Below are 20,336 nucleotides of genomic sequence, written 5' to 3'. Positions count from 1 at the left end.
TTCGCCGGGGAGACACATCAAATGTCGTTGGAGTCTGTTGACGAGGCCAGTACCGAGGAGCTTCGCCAGATTGAGCAGGAGAAGCGCCGACAGCGACGGCTCGCCCGGGAGAGAGGCGAGATACCTGCTCTTCGGGCTCGTCGCAGAGCAGTCAATCCCGGCGATCTCGGCGTGGCAGGTGCTACACCGGATGCCCCGCCGACACCGCTGGTGCTGCCCGCGCGCCTCGTCACCATCCTGGATCGTGTTGGCGGAGAGGCCGGGGCCGCGGACATGTTCCACGACGTACTCATGCGAGCCGGCGGCTTGAGCGATCCGATGGAGTACGTCGCCAAAGCCGTACGGGAAAGCATCTCCGTCGCATTCCCGCCCCTCGGCGCCCTCGCCCATCTTGCCGATCTCACAACGGCAGGGATGCCTGTCTTCAGCGACGACGAATCGCTGCGGGCCGAAGCAATTCTCACCGGCCGCCTTCCCGCTCCCCCGGTGGATCCCTCCGAGCTGGACTCATGGCAGCTGCTCCTCGAGGCTCACGAGGCGGGTACCCGTGCCGTCCTCTCCAAAGGTGCGTGGCGCCGCCTCGTGCATACGCTCCCACTGGCCGTTGTAGACGACCTCATCGACTCCGGGAAGCTCGATGCACGGGCCGACCTGGCCAGCTGGCCGGACCACGACGACCGCTCCCGCTATGTAACGGCCCGCGTGTCGCCGGGCGCACTCGGCGCCTCCGACGTCAAAGCCCTCGCATGGACGAGTGAGCTGCGACGGCGCGCCGTAGCGGAGGGGGCCGACGTCCTTCCGGTCGATGGGCGGCACGACGAGTGGAGTCTGCGTGCGGCGCTGCTCACCGGTGACGTCAATGCGCTCGACCAGGTAGGGCCACTCGGCGACACGCATTTCCCACCGGATCTGTCCCGGCTAGTCCGCTCGCTTCAGGCCGTACGCCGCGGAGCTGCCGTGGGACCAGAGCTGGGACATGAACCGGGACTGTTCTTCCTACTGGAGGACTGTCTCCCGAGTGATCGCCTGGTGTCCGGCTCGTCCAAGTTCCACTACTGGGCCGGCACGCGACGCCTGTACCGGCTACTCGACGAGGCTCATTGGGCCATGGCAGCTGAACCCGACATTGCACCGGACGTCCTGCGCAGCGTGGTGGAGCAGGCGATCGCTCTACGCAACGAGAAAGAGGGAGCAGGAGCCGGCAAAGCGGACCGGGAAGCACGCGCGGTGTTGGCGTATGTCTACTTCCTGACTGCTCGTCCGGGAGACCGGGACAGACTGGACCGGGCTGTCGGGCTCCTGGAAGAGGTACTCATGCGCGGTACTCGGCGTCGCGGAGGCGTGGACCCTCAGGCTCGCCGACGCATGATCGTACTCAGCGATCTGCTGCAGGCACTGCGTCAGAAGTCGAGACCTCACGACGTCCTCAACCCGTATCTGGCCCTCTCCGTCGAGCACGGTTCGTCCGAGTGGCGCCACGGCTGGCGAAATCTCCGCGGTCAAGTCCCCGCCGAGCAGTTGGAGTACATCAACAACGCCAAGGACCGAGTCCAGCGACGCGAGATGGCCGGGCGAATGGGCAGGGAGGCTGAGATTCTGTACGAGCTTCCCCTGGACGAACAGTTCCTGCGGATCCCGCGCGTCCACTCACCTGTTCTCCAACCGCGGATACGCCCCTTGGAACGCCGCACGGACCCAAGTACGTCCGAAGAACGGAACTGGACCGCGTCCGAAGCGGCTCGGGACATCGTCAGCCGCAGCAGAATCATGAGGGAAGACCACTGATGGGCAGCAGAAACAAGAGGCAACCCCTCAACTCCATCCCCGAGTTCCAGGGAGTGCGTTCCCGTTCCAGGCCCGGTGTCGCCCGGGACCAGCCGAAGGCGCAGGGTCAACAGCCCCGGTCGTCGGGCCGACAAGCCGGATCCGACGCCAGGACGGACACGGCCACGCAGCAGACCGTCAGGAATCGGGACCTTGACGTTGTGGAGGAACACGACGGACATACTCCCGTGGTGGGCGAAGCGCTCGCCGACCCCGGCGCGCTCTTCGAGAAGTTGACCGTGAAGTTGGCCTCTCAGGTGGACAAGGCAGCCTCCAAGGCCGGACTGAAAGCATCACAGGAGCTGTCCCGCAAGCTCACCGAAGAGCTCGACGACGCCATCCGCGTGGCCATGTCCACCGCCGACAAGGTGGGCACACTGGTGCGTCAAGCTGTCCAGGCAGCGGTGGACGACACCCTGAGGACCGCTGTGCTCGACGCCACTCGCGTCCGCGATCAGCAGCTCGCGCAACTCGCGCTCATCGATCGCACCGCATGGGGCACCGACGACATCGAAGCTGTGCGCCTGCGCGTCGACGCCGAGATGAAGCGGGCGGGACTCACTCGCCTGACGACGCCAACCAACCTGACGCCGTTCGACGTCGTCGACTCGCAGGAGCACAACCACGCGGCCAGCTACGAGGTTCTGTCGCCGGCGTACGTCGAGACGGTGACCGGCCGCGTTGTCCAGCGTGGCGCCGTACGGCAGCTGCCGGCAGATGACACTGGCGAGTCGAAGGGCAGAGGATGACGTTCGGGATCGACTTCGGCACCAGCAACTCGGTCGTCGCCCGCTGGACGGGGCACGGCACTGAGGTGATCCGGGTGGACAGCGGGGGCCTGCCCGCCGAGTGGAACCGCCCTGGCTTCGACGAGCTGTTCCCCTCAGTGGTCTCCATTCGCGACGTGCAGCGAACGCTGTGCTTCGGATGGGCCGCGAAGTGCAGTACGGCTACACCACAGGACGCGGTCAAGCGCATGCTCGCTTCCAGGCCGAGGGCCTCCTCCGAAGAAGACGAGGGCGCGCGCCTGTCAGTGCCGGAAGAACACAACGTCTGGCTGGGCGACGAGCCCTATCGGAGTACGACGGTAGCGGCTTCCCTGTTCGACCAGATGCGGGCCGGGGTCCGCCGTAATCTTCGGGAGATGGACGAGGCCGTCGTCACTGTCCCCGCCAATGCGACCGGCGCGGCCCGCTACCGAACCCGGGCCGCGGCCCGCCTGGCCGGCATCAAGGTGAAGGCTCTCATCAACGAGCCCACCGCGGCAGCCATCAGCTACGCCCACGACTACCCCGGCGAAGGATGCTTCCTCGTCTTCGACTGGGGCGGCGGCACCATCGACATCACGGTTCTCGAGCACTACGACGGCATTTTCGACGAGATCGCCTCACGAGGGATCACGGCCCTCGGCGGACTCGAATTCGACGAGGCGCTGGTGAGGCTCGTGCTGCCCAAGCTCGGTACGAGGCCTGAGCACCTCACGCGCGCCGAAGCCCTTCGCTGGCGGCGTCATGTGGAGCTCACCAAGATCGCACTGTCCCAGCCAGGGACCACGGAGGTCCTGTTCGAGCCACCCGGCGGCGGCCGCGCGGTGGTCATCCACTGCGAGGAGTTCGAGCAGGCCGTCGAACCTCTTGTACGGCGAGCTCTGGTGCCGTTGGAGGAGTGCCTCAACGACGTGGGGCTCTCCCCCGGCGCGCTCGACGCCGTGCTGATGATCGGTGGAACTTCGCAGATCCCGATGGTCCGGCGCGAGGTCGAGGCGGCACTGGTCCGGGATGTCGTCGACGCGCGTCTATGCAACCCCATGACGGCAGTCGCCCGCGGAGCCGCGATCACAGCAGCCGAGATCGACGGCCTGGTCCCGGGGACCACCATCTCGGTGGCCGCCAGCCATGATCTGGGGCTCGCCTTCCAGGCTGGCGACCGTCGCGGATTCGCCACGCTGATCCCGCGCTACTCCACCCTGCCCGCACGCGGCAGCCGCAGTGCAATGCCCGCCGTTCGCGGTGCATCAAGAGTCGTCCTTGAAATCGTCGAGGGCGACAGCGCCCGTGCCGCCGATGACGAGCGCACGTTCCCGCTCGCACGGCTCGAACTGCCCGTACCCCAGCCCGCGGCCGATCCCTCAGCCAATCTCTTCGACGTCGACTACCGGTACGACCGCGATGGAATCCTCAAGGTCCGAGCCGTTCTGCGGCACGGGGGCCGCGAGATCCTCAACGAGGAACTCGACTGCTTCGGACCCGACGGAACGCCCATCGAGCAGGGCCTCGACCGTGAGCTGGAACGGCTGCTCCGACGGATCACAGAGCCGGCTTCCGACAGCAACGCGAGGAAGGCCGGTGGGGCCCAGGCGGACGCCGAACCACAGGTGGAAGAACCCAGGCCGGCTACTGCGGCTCTCGTCGTCGACGGCAGAGGAGTCATGACGGCAGGGCGCACCCCTGCATCACGGCGACCGCCAAGCTACAGGCTGCTCACCTCCGCACTCGCAGCGATCGGACAGCGCTTCCCGGACCGGCGCATTGTCACGGTCATCGGCACGGATGTATCCGAGGCGGTCGAGCACCACGAACGGGACCTACTGGACCAGGCCATCGCCCAAGGGAACGTAATCGCCGTTTCCTCGACGTCCTCGCATGCCGTACTCAACGTCGCGGGGCAACTCAACGCACCGGTGGTATCGATGGAGAACCTAACGCGGTTCCGCACCCCCTACCCCTGGCTCGCAGAGAAGGGGCGCTTCATCCAGATCGCCTGGGTGGACAGGCTCTGGCTATTCCCCTGACCGTCTGGCGGGGCTGGCGGGGCACCGCCGGGTGGCTACCACCACCGAGCAGCAAGCGCGCTCCAGGCCGTTGCAGAAGCGGAGCGGCCGTCAGGGTGGCCCGGCGCCGCGCGATGCGCTGCTGGTTCTGCACGCTGTGCAGAACCCTGGTCGGGTCGGCGATGTAGATCGACCCCAACCAGCACTCCTGAGGCACCTGGGCGGTCACTCCGCTGGCAGCGAGGTGGCCCGGTCCAGGAAGACGCGGGGTTGGAAGACCAGACGCCACTGCCCCGGCATCGGTTCGGGACATGGACGGGCCTGGGCGTTCTCCCTGACCCATCGCAGCTCGGCGCTGACGCGCTTTCCACCCGAGTGGGCCAAGACCACCAGCACTGTGCCTGCCGCTGCCATGTCATGACGCACCGCGCAGATCTCGAAGTCGTCAAGCGGAAACGGCTCGAAGGCCCGGCGGATCTCGCTGCGCACGGACTTCCCGTACTTGTTGTGCAGGTCGTGGGTCATCAGGCCGCTGAGGGATCCGTAGTTGCGCCGCTTCCAGCAGGTCAGCAGCTCATGGGTTTGCTGGTAGAGAGGATGGCCGGTGAAGTCCTCACTGCCGGGCCGGTATTCGGTCGGTTTCCACTGCTTATTGGCTCGATCCGCTTCGGCCTGTTCTCTGATAGCGCCGAGCGTCTCTTTGAGCTGCCGGCCCACGCTGGACCATGTGACAGGCTCCTCGGCCTGGTGCCGCTCCTCCTTGTCGCGTGCGACGGCCCAGTCGGCGACGGCGAGGAGCCGGTTGAAGGCCTTGGTCGCCACGGTGATGTTGTCGTAGTTGAGGATGCTGCCGTGCACGATGCCGTTGCGGTACAGCTCAAAAACGGGTTCCTCCTGGGTAGCGCTGCGGCCCTTGGTGAACGTCTTGTGGGCGTGGGCAAGACCGAGGTGGTGGCCGACAACGCTGTCCCAGGCGTGGAGCTCTTCAGGCTTGCGGGCGTGGAGGCCTCGCCGGACAGTCTCGAACTCGTTGACGAAGCCGTCCATGACGCTGAGCAGGACATGGACGGTGGAGTAGAAGCGGCCGTCGAAGTAGTCCTGGCGGGCCTTGTCGACGAGATCCAGTCTGCGGCGCATGGCGGGCAGTTTCCGCAGGGGAAGAAGCATGAGCGCCAGGTGTTCGGGGTCATGGTAGTGCTCGATCAGCAGTTGCTCGGCCCGGTCTGCGTCACCGCCTGCGGAAGCGTGGATAGTACGAACCGCCGTGAGGGAGAGCCGGTCGTGGAAGATCCAGTGCTTGTCGCCGAGCAGTTGGTAGAAGGCATCGACAGTGTCCGCCAGCTCACGCATCTTCGTCTTGATCGACGCTGCTTGTTGCCGACCGGTCTTGCCGAGCAGACGCAGCGGCTTAAGTTGCCGGTCCAGTTCGAGGAATGAGGGGAGATCACGAGCCGATGCGTAGGACATGCGGCCTATCGTAAGAACGGGTACTGACATCGGCCGGGGGAGTGGGTTCGCCACGCTCCCGGAGAAGGGCCTGCAGGCAACGCAACAGGTCCGCCCCTCCCCCAGCGCCCCCAACGGCGTCCACGCCCTCCATCGGGCGGCGCGCCGGTCTGGTCCACCTCGCCTCCAGGAGGCCGAGGGCACGGAAGCCGCTGGTGCGGGGAACCGGGGCGTCACTCCAGGAGCCCGATGCCTCCCGCCAACGACGGCTGCAGGGTCCCGCCCGTTCGCGCCCTGTTTCCCCCCACGGCTGCAACGTTGGGCTCTCCCCCCGCTCCCGTGTCGCAGTGGGCGCTAGAGTTTTCCCACACGTCGAAGCGGGTGGGTCTCACGGGGCTGGCTCTGGCTGTCCCCCGCGGGCGTTTGGCCGTACTGCAAGGGAGCACCGTGCGTCTCGTCGAACTCAGCGTCACCAATTTCCGCTCGCTGGGCGACGTCCGGGGCATCCCGATTCACAAGCAGACGATCTTGACAGGGCACAACGACTGCGGGAAGACGGCGACCCTCGACGCGATCGCGTTCCTCCTCGGTGAGCGGGCCATGGACGACAGCGACATCTCGGATTTCGCCGTCGGAGAGCCGGCCCGTGCGGCACTGCCGCGCGAGGAGGGAGGAGAGCACCGTACGGTCACGGTGGAGGGCCGGTTCGTTCCGTCCTCGGCAGAGCAGAAGTCGCTGGGTATCCGGGAATCACTGCGGGTGCGTCGTCGTCATGTGGAGGGCGAGGGCAGCCGTCTGGAGTGGCTGACGGACGCGCCCCGCAATGCGCAGCTGCGTGACATCCCCGGGCAGAAGGTTACCGAGCTGCGCGAGCTGGCTGCCGAGCTGGGTGTCCGGTTGGGCACGGACCAGCCGAACGTGAAGGCCAGTTGGGTGGAGGCGCTCGAGGCGCACGCCGCCGGAACGGAGATGGTCCCCGACTGGGTGGGAGCACCCGATTCTGTGGCCGCGGCACTGCCGCAGTTGCTGTACTTCAAGGGCGACGCCGCCGAGTCTCCGGAAGCGGTGGTGCGCAGCATCCTGACGGCGAAGCTGCGTGAGTACACGCAGCGTGAGGAGACCCGGCAGAAGATCAGCGACCTGGAGGAGGAGTTCTCCGTGCTCCTCAAGGGCGATGTCGCGCGGCTGCAGAAGCTCGTGGAGGAGCGGTGCGCCCTCGATGCGTTCACCGTGGATCCGGGTGTGCAGTTCCGGCCAGCCGTGCATGGGCTGTCGTTGACCGCAACGGCTCCGGGGCAGAGTGCCGTTTCGCTGCCGGCAGCGGGATCCGGCCGGTCCCGGCGTGTGTCCCTGGCGCTGTGGGAGGCCAGTCAGGAGCTGCTGTCGGAGCACCATGAGGACAGCGTCGGCGGGGTGATCATCGCCTACGACGAGCCCGACACTCACCTGGACTACGATCACCAGCGCCGCATCATGGAAATGATCAAGGTGTCGGCGTCTGCCGAACAGTCCACCGTGATCGTGGCGACCCACTCGCTGAATCTGATCGACGGCGTCGACATCCAGGACATCGTGCACCTCCGCAGCCGGAACGGGCGCGCCTACGTGCAGTCGCTGGGCGCGGAGGACACCGACGACGAGACCCGTCGGTTCATGTCGAACATGGCCCTCTCCCTGGGCTTCCGCAACAGCGTCCTGCTGCACGAACGGTGTTTCGTCGGAGTGGAGGGCCCCACGGAGTACGCGGCGCTGCCCATTCTGTTCAAGCGTGCCTTCGGGTATCCCATGCAGTCTGCGGGTATCGCGCTGTGGAATTGCCAGGGCAACGACGGTGCTCTGAGCTTCGCCAAGTTCCTGAAGGAGCACCGGCGCACCGTCGTGTTCCTCGTCGACGCCGACACCATGCGCGACAAGCAGAAGCAGTTCAACATCAGCCACCTGAACAAGCAGGGCTTCACCGAAGCAGACTGCCTGTTCCTGGGTGACCCGAACGAGTTGGAGGACGTCTTCGGCGACGATCAGTGGGCGGACACCATGAACGCCCTCTGGCCCCGCAAGGACGCACTGCAGTGGACCGTCCAGGATGTCACGGCCCTCAGGTCGGGCGGCAAGTTCAGCAAGGCACTGCACAGCATGCTGCGCGAGCACTCCGAAGACGCACCGAACAGGAAGGAGTACATGGTCATCGAGCTGGCGCGCCGGCTGCGCGAGCCTGCCGATGTGCCGGCCGCATTGGTGCAGGTCTTCCAGGACGTGATCAAGGTGGCCCACGAGGCAGGGCTGGCCTACTGGCCGGAGGGTGGCTGAGCCGGGCTGCGTAGTGCACGGCGAGCCTTCATTCGGCTCAGTCGTTGCTCACGGGTCGGTTCTTCCCACGAGTGCACGCCGACGGACGAGACCCAGCGCCGGCCATGGAGGCTTTTCTCCACACCGCACCATCGGCAACCGGACGGCGCAGGGGGACCTGAATGGCGAACACGCACAGCCATGGCATTGCACCTCAGCATTCTGCTCGTCGCCCTGTCGTGTACCCAAAGAGTCCCACGCAGCACTGACAATCGGCAGGCCCAGGCTCACCGGAAGCAGTCCTGCAATCGTGCGAGGGCGGTCAGCCCTTCTCGGCCCCGTGCGGCCGCTCCGCTGGGCATCCGCGGCGAGCGGTCGTTCGCCGGGAGCTGCCAGCACGGTACGGAGGCGGGCGGCGACACCCCGCAGCGCTCGTAAGGTTTCGAGTGGGACTAGCCCCCATCTGCGCTGACCGCCGCTCGACGGAGGGCGCCACGGTCGACGGGAACGGCCATTCGAGCCAAGGGCCGTCGGTCAGAGGTCCCCTCCGTACCGACCAAGATCCGGGCCATACGCGGACCAGCCGCCTGCAGCTTGGTCGAATCGTGGCCGTTTCCGCTGGTCAGCGGCCACGCGAGGCGTGTACCACCAGCACACGAAGAATCTGCGGGGCCCTTGGCGCACAGACAAGGGAAATTCGCTGGTCACGGCCTCTCTGACGGGCGTGGTGGTCGTGTCTGGTCGCACGCTGAGGATGTCAGGCCCTTCTCCGCCTCTCGGAGGCGATCGCCATGCGTACCAGCGCCACCCGAGGCCGCATCTACCGCCGCTGCGGCTGCAGAGACACCCACCGTCACCAGATAGGTGCCCGCTGTCCTCATCTGCTTGCCGACAGCACCCACGGGACCTGGGGTTTCGCCGTCGACGTCCCCGCCCCGGGCCACCGTCGGTCGACGGTGCGCCGGGGCGGCTTCGCCAGTCAGGATGCGGCCGAAGAGGCCTTGCGGCGGTTCCGTGAGGGTGAGGTGGGCGGGTTCGACGTGGACCCGAACCAGACCGTCACCGCCTACCTGGACACATGGCTGGCGGCGAAGGCGCTGGTACTGAAGCCGACGACGATGGCCCGCTACCGCGACTACGTGCGCAACGACCTGGTCCCCGCGTTCGGCACCCTCAAGCTCGACCAACTCGCCCACCGTCACATCGCCGCCTTCGTCACCGGCGAGCTCGCCGCAGGCCGCGGCAAGACCGCCCTCTACCGTTGCCTGGCCACACTCTCCAGCGCTCTCGGCGACGCGGTCCGCCAGCATCGCCTCCCCCACAACCCCGCCAGTCCCCCAGCCCTGCACCGGCCGCCATCGCCCGAGCGACGGATCTGGACCGCGGACGAGGCCGTCCGCTTCCTCCAGCACTGCCACCAGGCCGACCCGGACATGGCCGACCTGTTCGAGTTCCTCATCGGCACCGGCATGCGCAAAGGCGAAGCCCTCGGCCTCCACTGGCATGACGTCCGCCTGCCCGAACGGGTCCTCTACGTCCGCTGCACCCTGTCCGCGATCGACAACAACCGGCTGGTCATCACCACGCCGAAAACCCGCTCGAGCCGCGGCTGGGTGGCCGTCTCACCCCGCGTCGCCACCGCCCTCCGGCACCGGGAACCAGCAGCTCCCCGCACCCGCGGCGACCCGGGCGATCCGTTCACCGGGCTGGTCTTCTGCCAGCCCGACGGCCGGCCACTCCGCCCTCAGGGCGTACTCGACCGGCTCCGAAAGCTGTCAGACGAAGCCGGCGTTCCCCGCATCACCGTTCACGACCTGCGGCACCTGGCCGCGACCATCACCATCACCGCCGGAGTCCCGCTCACCGTCGTCTCCAAGACCCTGCGGCACTCCACCCTGTCGACCACCGCGAACCTTTACAGCCACCTCACTCAACAAGCCGCCCGCGAAGCCGTCGACACCATCGACCACACCCTCACCCTGGCCCAGAAACGAGACAATCGACGGACCTGGCTGGAACGGCTGCGACCACCACGCGACCACCTCCAGAACCTCCGCGATGCCCTCAACCGGCTCCGCTCCCCCGCCCCGCCCGTGTTCAGCACCACGGCGGAGCATCCCCGAACCCGGCGTGCGACCACAATGCGACCACCAGTACTCCGGGCACGGAAAAGGCCGTCCTCTCATGGATGAGAGAACGGCCTCCGACCTGCATAAAGCATGGTCGGGACGACAGGATTTGAACCTGCGACCCCTTGACCCCCAGATGGGTCGGAGGAAAAATCCTGACATACAGCACAATCTCAGGGCGCACAGCGTGCACATCCGTACATGCTGTGCGCCCATCGACGTAGGCGCTGGTCCCCAACTGGTCCCCAAGGGGCACCACATGACCCTCGGGCCCGCCAGACATCACAGACGGCCACGAGGGGGAAAGCGGCTCAGGAAGCGGTGTGCCGCCGCTTCCGTTCGGCTCGGCGTCGCAGGTCGCGAATGACCTCACGCCAACGCCAGGAACCGTCCCAGTCGCAGTCCTCGTGCCCGCCGGGCCCCCAGTCCGCAAGCTCTTCCAGCTGCTTGATCAGGGCGTCCGGGTCGATCGGTACAGTAGGAGAGCTGGGTGTCGGTCAGCCTGCGTACGGCGTAGCCGCCGCAGTTGGCCCGCGAAGACGTTCGGCAGGATGCCGTCGGTCGCCATCCGCAGGATGCGCCGGGATTCTCCCGGACCAGTCACGGAACAGAACCGGAAGCTGCATCTTCCACCGACTCCTTCGAACGGTATTCCCGATTGAGGGCGAGACCCAGCTGGACGACGTGGGAATCGATGCTCGCATCATGCCCTCTTGACTCCCGGAGCTGATGTCGCGTCACTCCGTCCCCACACTGCGAGGCACGCGGCCACACCGGAGAGCACCGCGAGCAGCCCGAAGAGCAGGGGGTAGCCGCCGAGAGGGGCCGCCAGGGCGGCGCCAGCCCAGGGGGCGAGGGCGGCTGCGATGTGTGCAGGGGCGCCGAGGAGTCCGGAGAGGCGGCCGTAGTGGGTGGTGCCCCACCGGTCGGTGACGGCGGTGGCTTGCAGGAGGGTGAGGTTGCCGCGGACGACTCCTGCCAGGACCGCGAGGACGACCAGCAGAGGCAGCGGACCTGGGATGAGGGCGAGCGCCGCCGTGGTGGCGCCGCCGAGGGCTATGAGGGTGACCGTGCGGGCGGTGACTGTGGTGCGGGCGGCCAGGCCCGTGTAGAGGGTGCGGCCGAGTGTCTGGCCCGCGCCGCCGAGTCCCAGGGCCCAAGCGGCGGTTGTGGTGCCGGCGCCGCGCCCGGTGAGGAGCGGGATCAGGCCAATGACGACGGCGTACATGGCGAAGCTGGAGAGGGTGAAGGCCGTCGCCAGGACGAGGAAGGGACGGGTCTTTGCTATCGGGGTGCGGTCGGTGGTGGGCAGGGCCGGAGGCGCCGGGGGCCAGGGGGCTCGCAGGGCCAGGGCGTGGGCCGGGATGGTGATCGCGGCCAGGATGAGGGCGAGCACGGCATAGGTCTGCCGCCAGCTGAGGTGTTCCGCGAGGGTGGCGGTGAGGGGGGCGAAGACCGTGGAGGCCAGGCCGCCCGCCAGGGCGACGATGGTCAGCGCCCGGACCCTGCCAGGTCCCCACCAGCGGGTGATCGCCGCGAAGGCGGGCGGGTAGAAGGTGGCCGCCATGGCGATTCCGGCCAGGATCCAGCCGAGGAAGAAGACGGGCAGGTTGGGAGCGGCGGCGATGGTCAGGACGGCGAGTACGCCGATGCCGGATCCGGCGGTCATCACCGCTCGGGGACCTCGGCGGTCGAGTATCCGGCCGACAGGGATTCCCACCAGGGCGGAGACGAGCAGGGCGAGGGAGAACGCGCCGGTGGTCGCGTTGGCGGACCAGCCGGTGTCGGCCGTGAGGCGAGGGAGGAGTACGGGGAAGGCGTAGTAGAGGATGCCCCAGCTGGTGATCTGCGTGGCGCACAGGGCTGGGAGTACGGCGCGTGGCCGTGGCCGGGCCCCCGTTCCGGTCACGGCCACGTCGGCCTGGGTGTTGGGCACGGTGGTCAGCAGCCGCCGGAGGAGGCGGGGGCGCCGATGGTGAGGGTGGCCGGGGCGGCGCAGCAGCCGCCGCCGGTCTCTTCGGCGGCTTCGGGCTGGTCGAAGAGGCCCGCGCCGCCGCAGACGCCGGTCTCCGGGAGGGTGAGTTCGACGCGCTCGGCGGCTGCATGGTCGCCGGCGAGGTGGGCGGCGATGGAGCGGACCTGCTCGTAGCCGGTCATGGCGAGGAAGGTGGGGGCGCGGCCGTAGGACTTCATTCCCACCAGGTAGAGGTCCTTCTCCGGGTGGGAGAGCTCGCCCGCGCCGTGCGGGTAGACAGTGCCGCAGGAGTGCTGGTTGGGGTCGATCAGCGGGGCGAGCTCGACCGGGGCCTGGAGTCGCTCGTCGAGGCCGAGGCGCAGCTCGTCGAGGAAGGTGAGGTCGGGGCGGAAGCCGGTGAGGACGATGACCTCGTCGACCGGGTCCAGGCGGCGGCCGTCCTCGCCCACCAGGACCAGGCGACCGTCCTCGGTCTTCTCGATGGCGTCGGTGCGGAAGCCCGTGACCGCGTCGGCGTAGCCGCCGTCCACTGCGGCCTTGGCGGCGAGGCCGAGGGCGCCCCGAGCGGGCAGCTGGTCGGCGGCGGCGCCGCCGAAGGTGGCGCCGCTGATGCCGCGACGGAGGATCCAGGTCGCATGCGTCCCGGTGCCGTCCTCTTCGTTCTTGGCGAGGTCGGCGAGGTAGGCGAGCGCGGTGAAGGCGGAGGCGCCGGAGCCGATGACGGCGGTGCGCTTGCCGGCGTACCGGGCACGGACGGCCGGGTCCTTGAGGTCGGGGACGCGATACGTGATCTGCTCTGCGGCACTCTTCTCGCCGAGTGCATGCAGGCCGCTGCCGCCGGCCGGGCTGGGGGTGGACCAGGTGCCGGAGGCGTCGATCACGGCGCGGGCGAAGATCCTCTCCTCACGGCCGTCAGGGCCGGTGAGGTGAACGACGAAGGGCTGGGACTCGCGGTCGGCGTCGACGATGCGGTCGCGGCCTGAGCGGGAGACACCGGTGACGGTGGCGTCGTAGCGGACACGGTCGCCGAGGATGTCAGCCAGGGGCTGCAGGTAGAGCTCGGCCCAGTCGCCACCGGACGGGTAAGCGGCACCGTCCGGCTTCACCCAGCCAGTGGGGGCGAGGAGCTTCTCGGCCTCGGGGTCGACGACCTCGGACCAGGTGGAGAAGAGGCGTACGTGCGACCAGTCGCGCACGGCGGACGCGGCGGCCGGTCCGGCCTCGAGGACCAGGGGCTCGATGTCCCGCTCGATGAGCCGTGCAGCCGCGGCGAGTCCGATCGGGCCGGCGCCGATCACGACGACGGGCAGGGCTTCGGTGGATGCGTTCACGGCGGGCTCCCCAGTTGATTCGACGTCTGTCGATGTCCTGACGCCTCCAGAGTGGACCCTGGATCGACGTTCGTCAACATAGACATCCGTCGAAATTTCTCGGATGATGGGGGCATGACTACGAAGGTGTTGCCGCTGCTGGAGCCGGAGGCCGTGGCGGCGTGCTGCCCGCCCCTGTCGGAGCGCCCGCTGACGGCCGAGGAGGCCGAGCGGCCCGCCGTCATGTTCAAGGCCCTGGGCGACCCGGTCCGCCTGAGGCTGTTCTCGCTGGTCGCCTCGCACGAGGGCGGCGAGGCATGCGTGTGCGACATCTCCGACGTCGGCGTGTCCCAGCCGACGGTCTCCCATCACCTGAAGAAGCTGCGGGAGGCAGGGCTGCTGTCCTCCGAACGGCGTGGCACCTGGGTGTACTACCGGGTGGAGCCCTCGGTGCTCGCCGCCATGGGACAGCTGCTGACCCGCGCGGCTGCCGCATGAGCATCACGATCGCGCCGCTGGCCGAAGCGCACGCGGATGAGGTCCTGGCGATCTACCAGGCGGGGATTGACGAGGGCAACGCCACCTTCGAGACCACCGCGCCGGCATGGGATTCCTTCGACGCCGCGAAGCTGCCCGAGCACCGCTTCGTCGCCGTGGACACCGACGGCAAAGTCCTCGGCTGGGTTGCGGCCAGCGCGGTGTCGGACCGCTGCGCGTATGCGGGCGTCGTGGAGCACTCCGTCTACGTCCACCCGGGAGCGCGGGGACGCGGTGTGGCCTCCGCCCTGCTGAAGGCTCTGGTCAATTCCACGGAGGCGACAGGCATCTGGACGATCCAGTCAGGGATCTTCCCCGAGAACACCGCGAGCCTCGCCGTCCATCAGCGGGCGGGCTTCCGGATCATCGGCACCCGCGAGCGCATCGGCCGCCACAACGGAGCCTGGCGCGACGTCGTCCTCGTCGAACGCCGAAGCCCCACCGTCGTCTGACTTGCCCGGCCGGACTGGCAACGGGTGACCCGGTTGGGGTGAACACCCTGCACTCTTGGGCGCGTACAACCAAAGGTGCGCGGCAGTGTCCGGCCGCCCGCCGACCCTGAGGGGCATCATCAGAGGACGGCTGTCCTCCGGACAGCCTGCGACGCGAGGGACAGGTGAGCCCATGTCGGGTGAGCCGCTGGTGGACCGCCAGCTGATCCATGACGAGCTGGACCGGGCCCGCGTCGAGTTCCATCAGCTTCTCGACGCCGCCAAGCCGGCGGACCTGAGCCTGCCCACCCGAGGGACCCGCTGGACCAACGAGCAACTGCTCTTCCACATGCTCTTCGGCTACATCCTCATCCGGCCACTGCTGGCCCTGATGCGGATCTTCGGACAGCTGCCGCATGGCGTCAGCCGAGCCTTCTCCCGGCTCCTGAACAGCGCGACCAGGCCATTCGATGTCATCAACTACCTGGGGCCGGTCGCAGCCGTCAGGGTCTACGGCCACCGGCGGATGGGCGCAAAGCTCGACGGGGTCATCGCCGGTCTGCACCGCCACCTCGACGCAGCGCCGGAGGCTGCCTTCACCCTGGGGATGCACTACCCCGTCCGGTGGGATCCCTTCTTCCGCGACTTCATGACCGTCACGGACCTCTACCACTACCCGGCCCAGCACTTCGACTTCCATCACCGCCAGCTCACCCTGACCGACACCTGCTGACACCGGCCCGCCGATGACGGCTGCGAGCCCGTGCTTCCCAACCAGGTCGGCGATCTCACGGGCCGCGCCGGTTCAGACATCAGCCCGCTGCGCCATGGCCTCTTCAATACCGTCCATCTCCAGCGTGCAGCGGGGCGTACTGGCCGTATGCGGGAGATGGACCCGTACCCGGATCGGCGTGGGGGGATCGATGGCCAGTTCGGCATCCAGGATCCAGCTGCCCGTGCGGGCGGTTCGACGGCCGAGTTCCTTGCCATCGACCAGTAGCTCGATCACGTGCGGGTGATCGCCGTGGACGGCCAACGTGATCGAATGCCCGGCCCGATCGGCATGAAATTCGTGATGCCTGGCCATGGTCGTCTCCCGCCGGCTGCGTCCCGTACTCTCTCAGTCTCCTGCCCCTTGGGCTCCTGCGCTGGGCGGCCAGGAGAGGCTGCCTGCCGCGCGCCCCGCCATCCTGACTGTGGCCGTCGCCGCGGAAGTCAGGAGCCCGGACATGCTGCCCTGATCAGCCGAGCAGACCGGCGATCTCACGAGCTGCGTCACGCGACGTGCGACCCACGCCGATGAGGGTTGCCGAGGCGGGGCCTGTCCAGTCGCCGTAGCCGAGCAGGTGAAGCCGGGGCTCGCCGACGGCGCGAGTGCCTTCGGTGGCGATGTGGCCTCGGGTGCCACGCAGGCGCAAGGCGGCGAAGTGGGCGAGGGCGGGGCGGAAGCCGGTGCACCAGATGATCGCGTCGGCTTCGGCCCGGGTGCCGTCGACCCATTCGACACCCGTCGTGGTGAGGCGCCTGAACATGGGCGTGGCGGGGAGGAGCCCGGCGTCGCGGGCAGCCCGTACAGGCGGTACGGCGACGATGTCGCCGAGGGAGGCCACGCCACCGGTGTCGGTGCGTCCGGCGTCCAGGGCGCGGCGGCGGACGGTGGCGGCGTAGAACAGGACCCTGCCGTCGATGTCGTCGGCCAGGTAGCGGGGCGGACGCTGGGTGACCCAGCTCAGATCGGCCACAGAGGCGAGGTCGGCGGCGATCTGGGCACCGGAGTTGCCGCCGCCCACCACGAGCACCCGCTGGCCGGCGAACTCGACCGGGCTCTTGTACTGCACCGTGTGGAGCTGGCGTCCGGAGAACTCCCGGCGACCGGGGATCGCGGGGATGAACGGGCGGGTCCAGGTGCCTGTCGCGCTGATGACCGCGCGGGCCCGCCAGTCGCCCGCGTCGCTCTCCACCCGCAGACAAGGGCCGTCGCGATGGACCGCGTCGACCCACACGCCGCGCTGGACCGGCAGCTCGTAACGCTTCTCGTAGTCGGCGAGGTACTCCACGACATGCTGCGCGTCCGGATACGTCTGGCCGGGCTGGGCGGGCATCAGCCGACCGGGCAGCGAGGAGTATGCGGCCGGCGAGAACAGATGGAGGGAGTCCCAGGTGTGCTGCCAGGCCCCGCCAGGTGCCACCTGGGCATCGAGGACGACATGCTCGATGCCCAGGCGGCGCAGGTGGTAGCCGGCGGCGAGCCCTGCTTGGCCGCCGCCGATCACCACCACACCCGTGCTGCACGTCATGCCGCGGGCTGACCCTGCTCGGTCTGCGGGCGCATGAAGATGACCGCCACGAGCGCCAGGCCCACCACGGCACCGACGAGCTGCATGCCGACGAAGCCGGCCACCGAGCCGGGGGCGATGCCCGCGAAGGTGTCGGTGAAGGCGCGGCCGATGGTGACGGCTGGGTTGGCGAAGGAGGTGGAGGAGGTGAACCAGTACGCGGCGCCGATGTACGAGGCGACGGCGACGGGCGCGAAGCGGAGCCGGTCGGTGCGGGCCAGGCCGAAGATCAGCAGGATCAGGCCGGCCGTCGCGACGACCTCGCCGAGGAGGAGGTTCCCGGCGGAGCGGTCGTGGGTGGACCATTTCACCAGGGGCTCGCCGAACATCGCGTCCGCGAGGATCGCGCCCGCGATCGCGCCGACGATCTGCGAGGGCACGTACACGGCAAGCTCGCGGGCGGTGACTCCGGCGCCGCCGCGGCGGGCGGTCCACCACTCGGCCAGGGTGACGGCGGGGTTGAAGTGCGCGCCGGAGACCGGACCGAGCAGGGCGATGAGTACGCCGAGCCCGAACACGGTGGCGGTGGAGTTGGCCAGCAGCTGGAGAGCCACGTCCTGGGTGAGCTCGGTGGCCTGGATGCCGGAGCCGACGACGATCGCGACCAGAGCCGCGGTGCCGACCAGCTCGGCGGCGGCGCGGGCGATCAGCGGGGTGCGGGGCGGGGTCGCGCCGGGTGCGGGCTGGGGCTCGTCGGCGGCTATGTCGCTCTCCGCCGTGGGGGCGGCGACGGGCTCGGTGGCGGTCAAGACGGGTTCTCCTCGGGCAGGTGAGGCAGAGCGGGCTATGGGCAGGACCGCTTGAGGTTCGCTTCGGCGGTGGCGCGCGCGGTCGTGGCGAGGTCGGCGAACTGACCGGCGAGGGCTTCGATGACTTCCGGGCGCAGGCGGTAGTAGATGTACCTTCCGCAGGGCTCCGTCTCCACGACCCCAGCCTCGCGCAGCACCTTCAGGTGGTTGGAGAGGTTTGTCTGCTTGGCACCCGTCTCCTCCACGAGGTGGGTGGTGCACAGCGTCTCGCGCGCGAGCAGGGTCACGATCTGGAGCCTGAGCGGGTCGGCCAGAACCCGGATCAGATCAGTGTCGACTGACGTCATCATGTGCTGATACTGTCACATCAGCTGGGGCTGACACCAGCCCGAGCTGACCTTATTGGCTCCTTTGAACGGGATCGCCATGCCCTCGCCCTCCTCGCCCCTCCTGCCGGACGAACGCCTGGCTGCGGGGGCTGCCCGTCTCGCCTCCCGGTACGCCGGCCACTTCGCGCCGGAAACCGTGCTGGGCCTGCTTGCCGACTCGTACGCGCGTCTCGCCGAGCACGCCCGGATCCGTACGCACCTGGTCGTGCTGGCGGAACGGCTGACCGCCGAGCGCCTGGACGCCCTCGCCCACACCCAAGGGCTGACGAGCGGCCCGACGCGAGTCCTGTTCGTGTGCAGCCACAACGCCGGCCGCTCCCAGATGGCCGCCGCCCTCCTCGCACACCGGGCGGGCGAACGCGTCACCGTCTCCTCAGCGGGCACCCACCCCGCCGACGAGGTGGAGCCGCACATCGCCCAGGCCCTCACCGAGGCGGGCACGGACCTGGCCGAGGCCTATCCCAAGCCCTTGACCTCGGAAGTCGTCGAGGCCGCCGACATCGTGATCACGATGGGCTGTGGCGACGCCTGTCCCGTCGTGCCCGGCCGCCTCTACCTCGACTGGCCCGTCGCCGACCCCGACGGCGCCCCGATCGCCGTCGTACGCGACATCCGTGACGCCATCGACGCCCACATCAGCGAGCTGCTCACTCAGCTCGCCCCCTGAAGCCCCCGCACATCCCCACCGCAGTCGCCTCACCCCAAGGAAGAACAGATGTCCTCCGCTCCTGCCGCCTCCGTCCTGTTCGTCTGCATCCACAACGCGGGCCGCTCCCAGATGGCGGCCGGGTTCCTGCGCCACCTCGCCGGCGACCGCGTCGAGGTCCGCTCCGCCGGTTCCATGCCCGGCGAGCAGATCAACCCCTCGGCCGTCGCCGCCATGGCCGAGCTGGGCATCGACATCTCCGACCAGAAGCCGAAGGTCCTCACCCCCGAGGCCGCCAAGGCGTCCGACTACATCATCACCATGGGCTGCGGCGACGCCTGCCCGTACTTCCCCGGCAAGACCTACCTCGACTGGCAGCTCGAGGACCCGGCAGGCCAGGGCGTCGAGGCCGTCCGCCCCATCCGCGACGAGATCAAGGGCCTCATCGAGGGCCTGATCGCCGAGATCGACGCCAAGAAGCAGGGCTGACCCGTGACCGACGCGACCACCACCGACGCTGACGGCATACGCAACGTCATCATCATCGGCTCGGGCCCCGCTGGATACACCGCGGCCCTCTACACCGCCCGCGCACAGCTGAAGCCCCTGCTGTTCGGCAGCTCGATCTTCGTCGGCGGCTCGCTGACGACGACGACCGAGGTCGAGAACTTCCCCGGCTTCCCGGACGGCGTCGACGGCCCGGACCTCATGACCAACATGCGGGCCCAAGCGGAGAAGTTCGGCGCCGAGATGATCGACGACGACATCGTCTCCGTCGACCTCACCGGCACCATCAAGGAAGTCACCGACTCCGAAGGCACCGTCCACCGCGCGAAGACGGTGATCATCGCGACCGGATCCGGCTACCGCAAGCTCGGCCTGCCCAAGGAAGACGAGCTCTCCGGCCGGGGCGTGTCCTGGTGCGCGACCTGCGACGGGTTCTTCTTCCGCGACCGCGACATCGTCGTGGTCGGTGGCGGCGACACCGCTATGGAGGAAGCCACCTTCCTCACCCGCTTCGCCCGCTCGGTCACAGTCGTCCACCGCCGCTCCGCCCTGCGTGCCTCCAAGGTCATGCAGGATCGGGCCTTCACCGACGACAAGATCTCCTTCGCTTTCGACAGTGAGATCGCCGAGATCAAGGAGAAGGACGGCATGCTGGCGAGCATCGTCCTGCGCGACACCTTCACCGGCAAGACCCGCGACCTGGACGTCACCGGCCTGTTCATCGCGATCGGGCACGACCCGCGCACCGAGCTGTTCACCGGCCAGCTCGACCTCGACGACGAGGGCTACATCCAGACCGCCTCGCCGTCGGCCCGTACGAACATCCCCGGCGTCTTCGCCGCCGGCGACGTGGTCGACCACACGTACCGCCAGGCCATCACCGCAGCCGGCACCGGGTGCGCCGCGGCCCTCGACGCCGAGCGCTACCTCGCCGCACTCGGCGACGGGAACAGCACAGAAGCCGAACTGGAGCCTGCCAAGGCCTGACTGGGTGGCCCCGC

Annotated in this window: 18 protein-coding genes; 11 read left to right on the top strand and 7 right to left on the bottom strand. The window is 68.6% G+C overall.

Annotated features, from left to right (window positions below):
• Positions 1-21: 21 nt before the first annotated feature.
• The 3 genes from ACIBAD_RS18900 to ACIBAD_RS18890 all read left to right on the top strand — a co-directional run bounded on the left by ACIBAD_RS18900 (position 22) and on the right by ACIBAD_RS18890 (position 4,615).
• The gene (locus tag ACIBAD_RS18900; protein ID WP_398907761.1) at positions 22-1,785 is read left to right on the top strand and encodes a hypothetical protein; all 1,764 of its coding nucleotides are present in this window, start codon (positions 22-24) and stop codon (positions 1,783-1,785) included.
• Positions 1,786-2,015: 230 nt separating this feature from the next.
• Entirely contained in the window at positions 2,016-2,573 is a 558-nt protein-coding gene (locus tag ACIBAD_RS18895; protein ID WP_398907760.1) for a hypothetical protein, read from the top strand.
• Positions 2,570-4,615 (top strand): Hsp70 family protein, encoded by a 2,046-nt coding sequence (locus ACIBAD_RS18890; RefSeq protein ID WP_398907759.1) that lies wholly within the window; start codon positions 2,570-2,572, stop codon positions 4,613-4,615. The genes ACIBAD_RS18895 and ACIBAD_RS18890 overlap by 4 nt, the downstream gene beginning before the upstream one ends.
• Positions 4,616-4,819: 204 nt before the next feature.
• Here the strand turns inward: ACIBAD_RS18890 and ACIBAD_RS18885 are convergent, their stop codons facing one another.
• Positions 4,820-6,061, bottom strand: a complete 1,242-nt coding sequence (locus tag ACIBAD_RS18885; protein WP_398907758.1) for a hypothetical protein — start codon at positions 6,059-6,061, stop codon at positions 4,820-4,822.
• Between the two features lie 426 nt (positions 6,062-6,487).
• On the opposite strand from ACIBAD_RS18885, the gene ACIBAD_RS18880 reads away from it, so the two are divergent.
• Positions 6,488-8,347, top strand: a complete 1,860-nt coding sequence (locus ACIBAD_RS18880; protein WP_398907757.1) for an ATP-dependent nuclease — start codon at positions 6,488-6,490, stop codon at positions 8,345-8,347.
• 1,004 nt (positions 8,348-9,351) lie between these two features.
• A complete protein-coding gene (xerC, locus tag ACIBAD_RS18875; protein ID WP_398907756.1) occupies positions 9,352-10,518 on the top strand; it encodes a tyrosine recombinase XerC in 1,167 nt (388 codons plus the stop codon).
• A 640-nt stretch (positions 10,519-11,158) separates the two neighbouring features.
• Here the strand turns inward: xerC and ACIBAD_RS18870 are convergent.
• Together ACIBAD_RS18870 and ACIBAD_RS18865 are read right to left on the bottom strand one after the other, a co-directional pair.
• Complete coding sequence (locus ACIBAD_RS18870) at positions 11,159-12,400, bottom strand: MFS transporter (RefSeq protein WP_398907862.1); 1,242 nt, start codon at positions 12,398-12,400, stop codon at positions 11,159-11,161.
• Positions 12,397-13,761 (bottom strand): NAD(P)-binding domain-containing protein, encoded by a 1,365-nt coding sequence (locus tag ACIBAD_RS18865; RefSeq protein ID WP_398907755.1) that lies wholly within the window; start codon positions 13,759-13,761, stop codon positions 12,397-12,399. Before ACIBAD_RS18865 ends, ACIBAD_RS18870 begins: the two co-directional genes overlap by 4 nt.
• A 114-nt stretch (positions 13,762-13,875) precedes the next feature.
• On the opposite strand from ACIBAD_RS18865, the gene ACIBAD_RS18860 reads away from it, so the two are divergent.
• The 3 genes from ACIBAD_RS18860 to ACIBAD_RS18850 all read left to right on the top strand — a co-directional run bounded on the left by ACIBAD_RS18860 (position 13,876) and on the right by ACIBAD_RS18850 (position 15,441).
• Positions 13,876-14,238: an ArsR/SmtB family transcription factor gene (locus tag ACIBAD_RS18860; RefSeq protein WP_398907754.1), complete on the top strand. Its 363-nt coding sequence runs from the start codon at positions 13,876-13,878 to the stop codon at positions 14,236-14,238.
• Positions 14,235-14,729, top strand: a complete 495-nt coding sequence (locus ACIBAD_RS18855) for a GNAT family N-acetyltransferase (RefSeq protein ID WP_398907753.1) — start codon at positions 14,235-14,237, stop codon at positions 14,727-14,729. The genes ACIBAD_RS18860 and ACIBAD_RS18855 overlap by 4 nt, the downstream gene beginning before the upstream one ends.
• Before the next feature lie 172 nt (positions 14,730-14,901).
• Positions 14,902-15,441, top strand: a complete 540-nt coding sequence (locus ACIBAD_RS18850) for a DinB family protein (protein WP_398907752.1) — start codon at positions 14,902-14,904, stop codon at positions 15,439-15,441.
• A gap of 72 nt (positions 15,442-15,513) precedes the next feature.
• Here ACIBAD_RS18850 and ACIBAD_RS18845 read toward each other — a convergent pair whose 3' ends face one another.
• The 4 genes from ACIBAD_RS18845 to ACIBAD_RS18830 form a co-directional block, all read right to left on the bottom strand.
• Complete coding sequence (locus ACIBAD_RS18845; RefSeq protein WP_398907751.1) at positions 15,514-15,795, bottom strand: hypothetical protein; 282 nt, start codon at positions 15,793-15,795, stop codon at positions 15,514-15,516.
• A gap of 154 nt (positions 15,796-15,949) precedes the next feature.
• Positions 15,950-17,005 (bottom strand): ArsO family NAD(P)H-dependent flavin-containing monooxygenase, encoded by a 1,056-nt coding sequence (locus ACIBAD_RS18840; protein ID WP_398907750.1) that lies wholly within the window; start codon positions 17,003-17,005, stop codon positions 15,950-15,952.
• A complete protein-coding gene (locus tag ACIBAD_RS18835) occupies positions 17,002-17,793 on the bottom strand; it encodes an aquaporin (RefSeq protein ID WP_398907749.1) in 792 nt (263 codons plus the stop codon). The genes ACIBAD_RS18840 and ACIBAD_RS18835 overlap by 4 nt, the downstream gene beginning before the upstream one ends.
• A 35-nt stretch (positions 17,794-17,828) precedes the next feature.
• Complete coding sequence (locus tag ACIBAD_RS18830) at positions 17,829-18,143, bottom strand: helix-turn-helix transcriptional regulator (protein WP_069931123.1); 315 nt, start codon at positions 18,141-18,143, stop codon at positions 17,829-17,831.
• A 76-nt stretch (positions 18,144-18,219) separates the two neighbouring features.
• Between ACIBAD_RS18830 and ACIBAD_RS18825 the strand changes: the two genes are divergently transcribed.
• Genes ACIBAD_RS18825 through trxB form a run of 3 tightly spaced genes read left to right on the top strand, consistent with a single transcriptional unit; the run spans position 18,220 to position 20,322 of the window.
• Positions 18,220-18,849: a three-helix bundle dimerization domain-containing protein gene (locus ACIBAD_RS18825; protein WP_398907748.1), complete on the top strand. Its 630-nt coding sequence runs from the start codon at positions 18,220-18,222 to the stop codon at positions 18,847-18,849.
• A gap of 48 nt (positions 18,850-18,897) precedes the next feature.
• Positions 18,898-19,317 carry an arsenate reductase ArsC gene (locus tag ACIBAD_RS18820; RefSeq protein ID WP_398907747.1) on the top strand — a complete coding sequence of 140 codons (420 nt, stop codon included), beginning with the start codon at positions 18,898-18,900 and terminating at the stop codon, positions 19,315-19,317.
• 36 nt (positions 19,318-19,353) lie between these two features.
• Positions 19,354-20,322, top strand: a complete 969-nt coding sequence (trxB, locus tag ACIBAD_RS18815; RefSeq protein WP_398907861.1) for a thioredoxin-disulfide reductase — start codon at positions 19,354-19,356, stop codon at positions 20,320-20,322.
• The last annotated feature ends 14 nt before the right edge of the window (positions 20,323-20,336 follow it).

It is taken from the genome of Streptomyces sp. NPDC051109 (genome assembly GCF_044455885.1).
In the GTDB taxonomy this organism is placed as follows: Bacteria; Actinomycetota; Actinomycetes; order Streptomycetales; family Streptomycetaceae; genus Streptomyces.
This window is presented reverse-complemented; position numbering and strand designations above follow the sequence as displayed.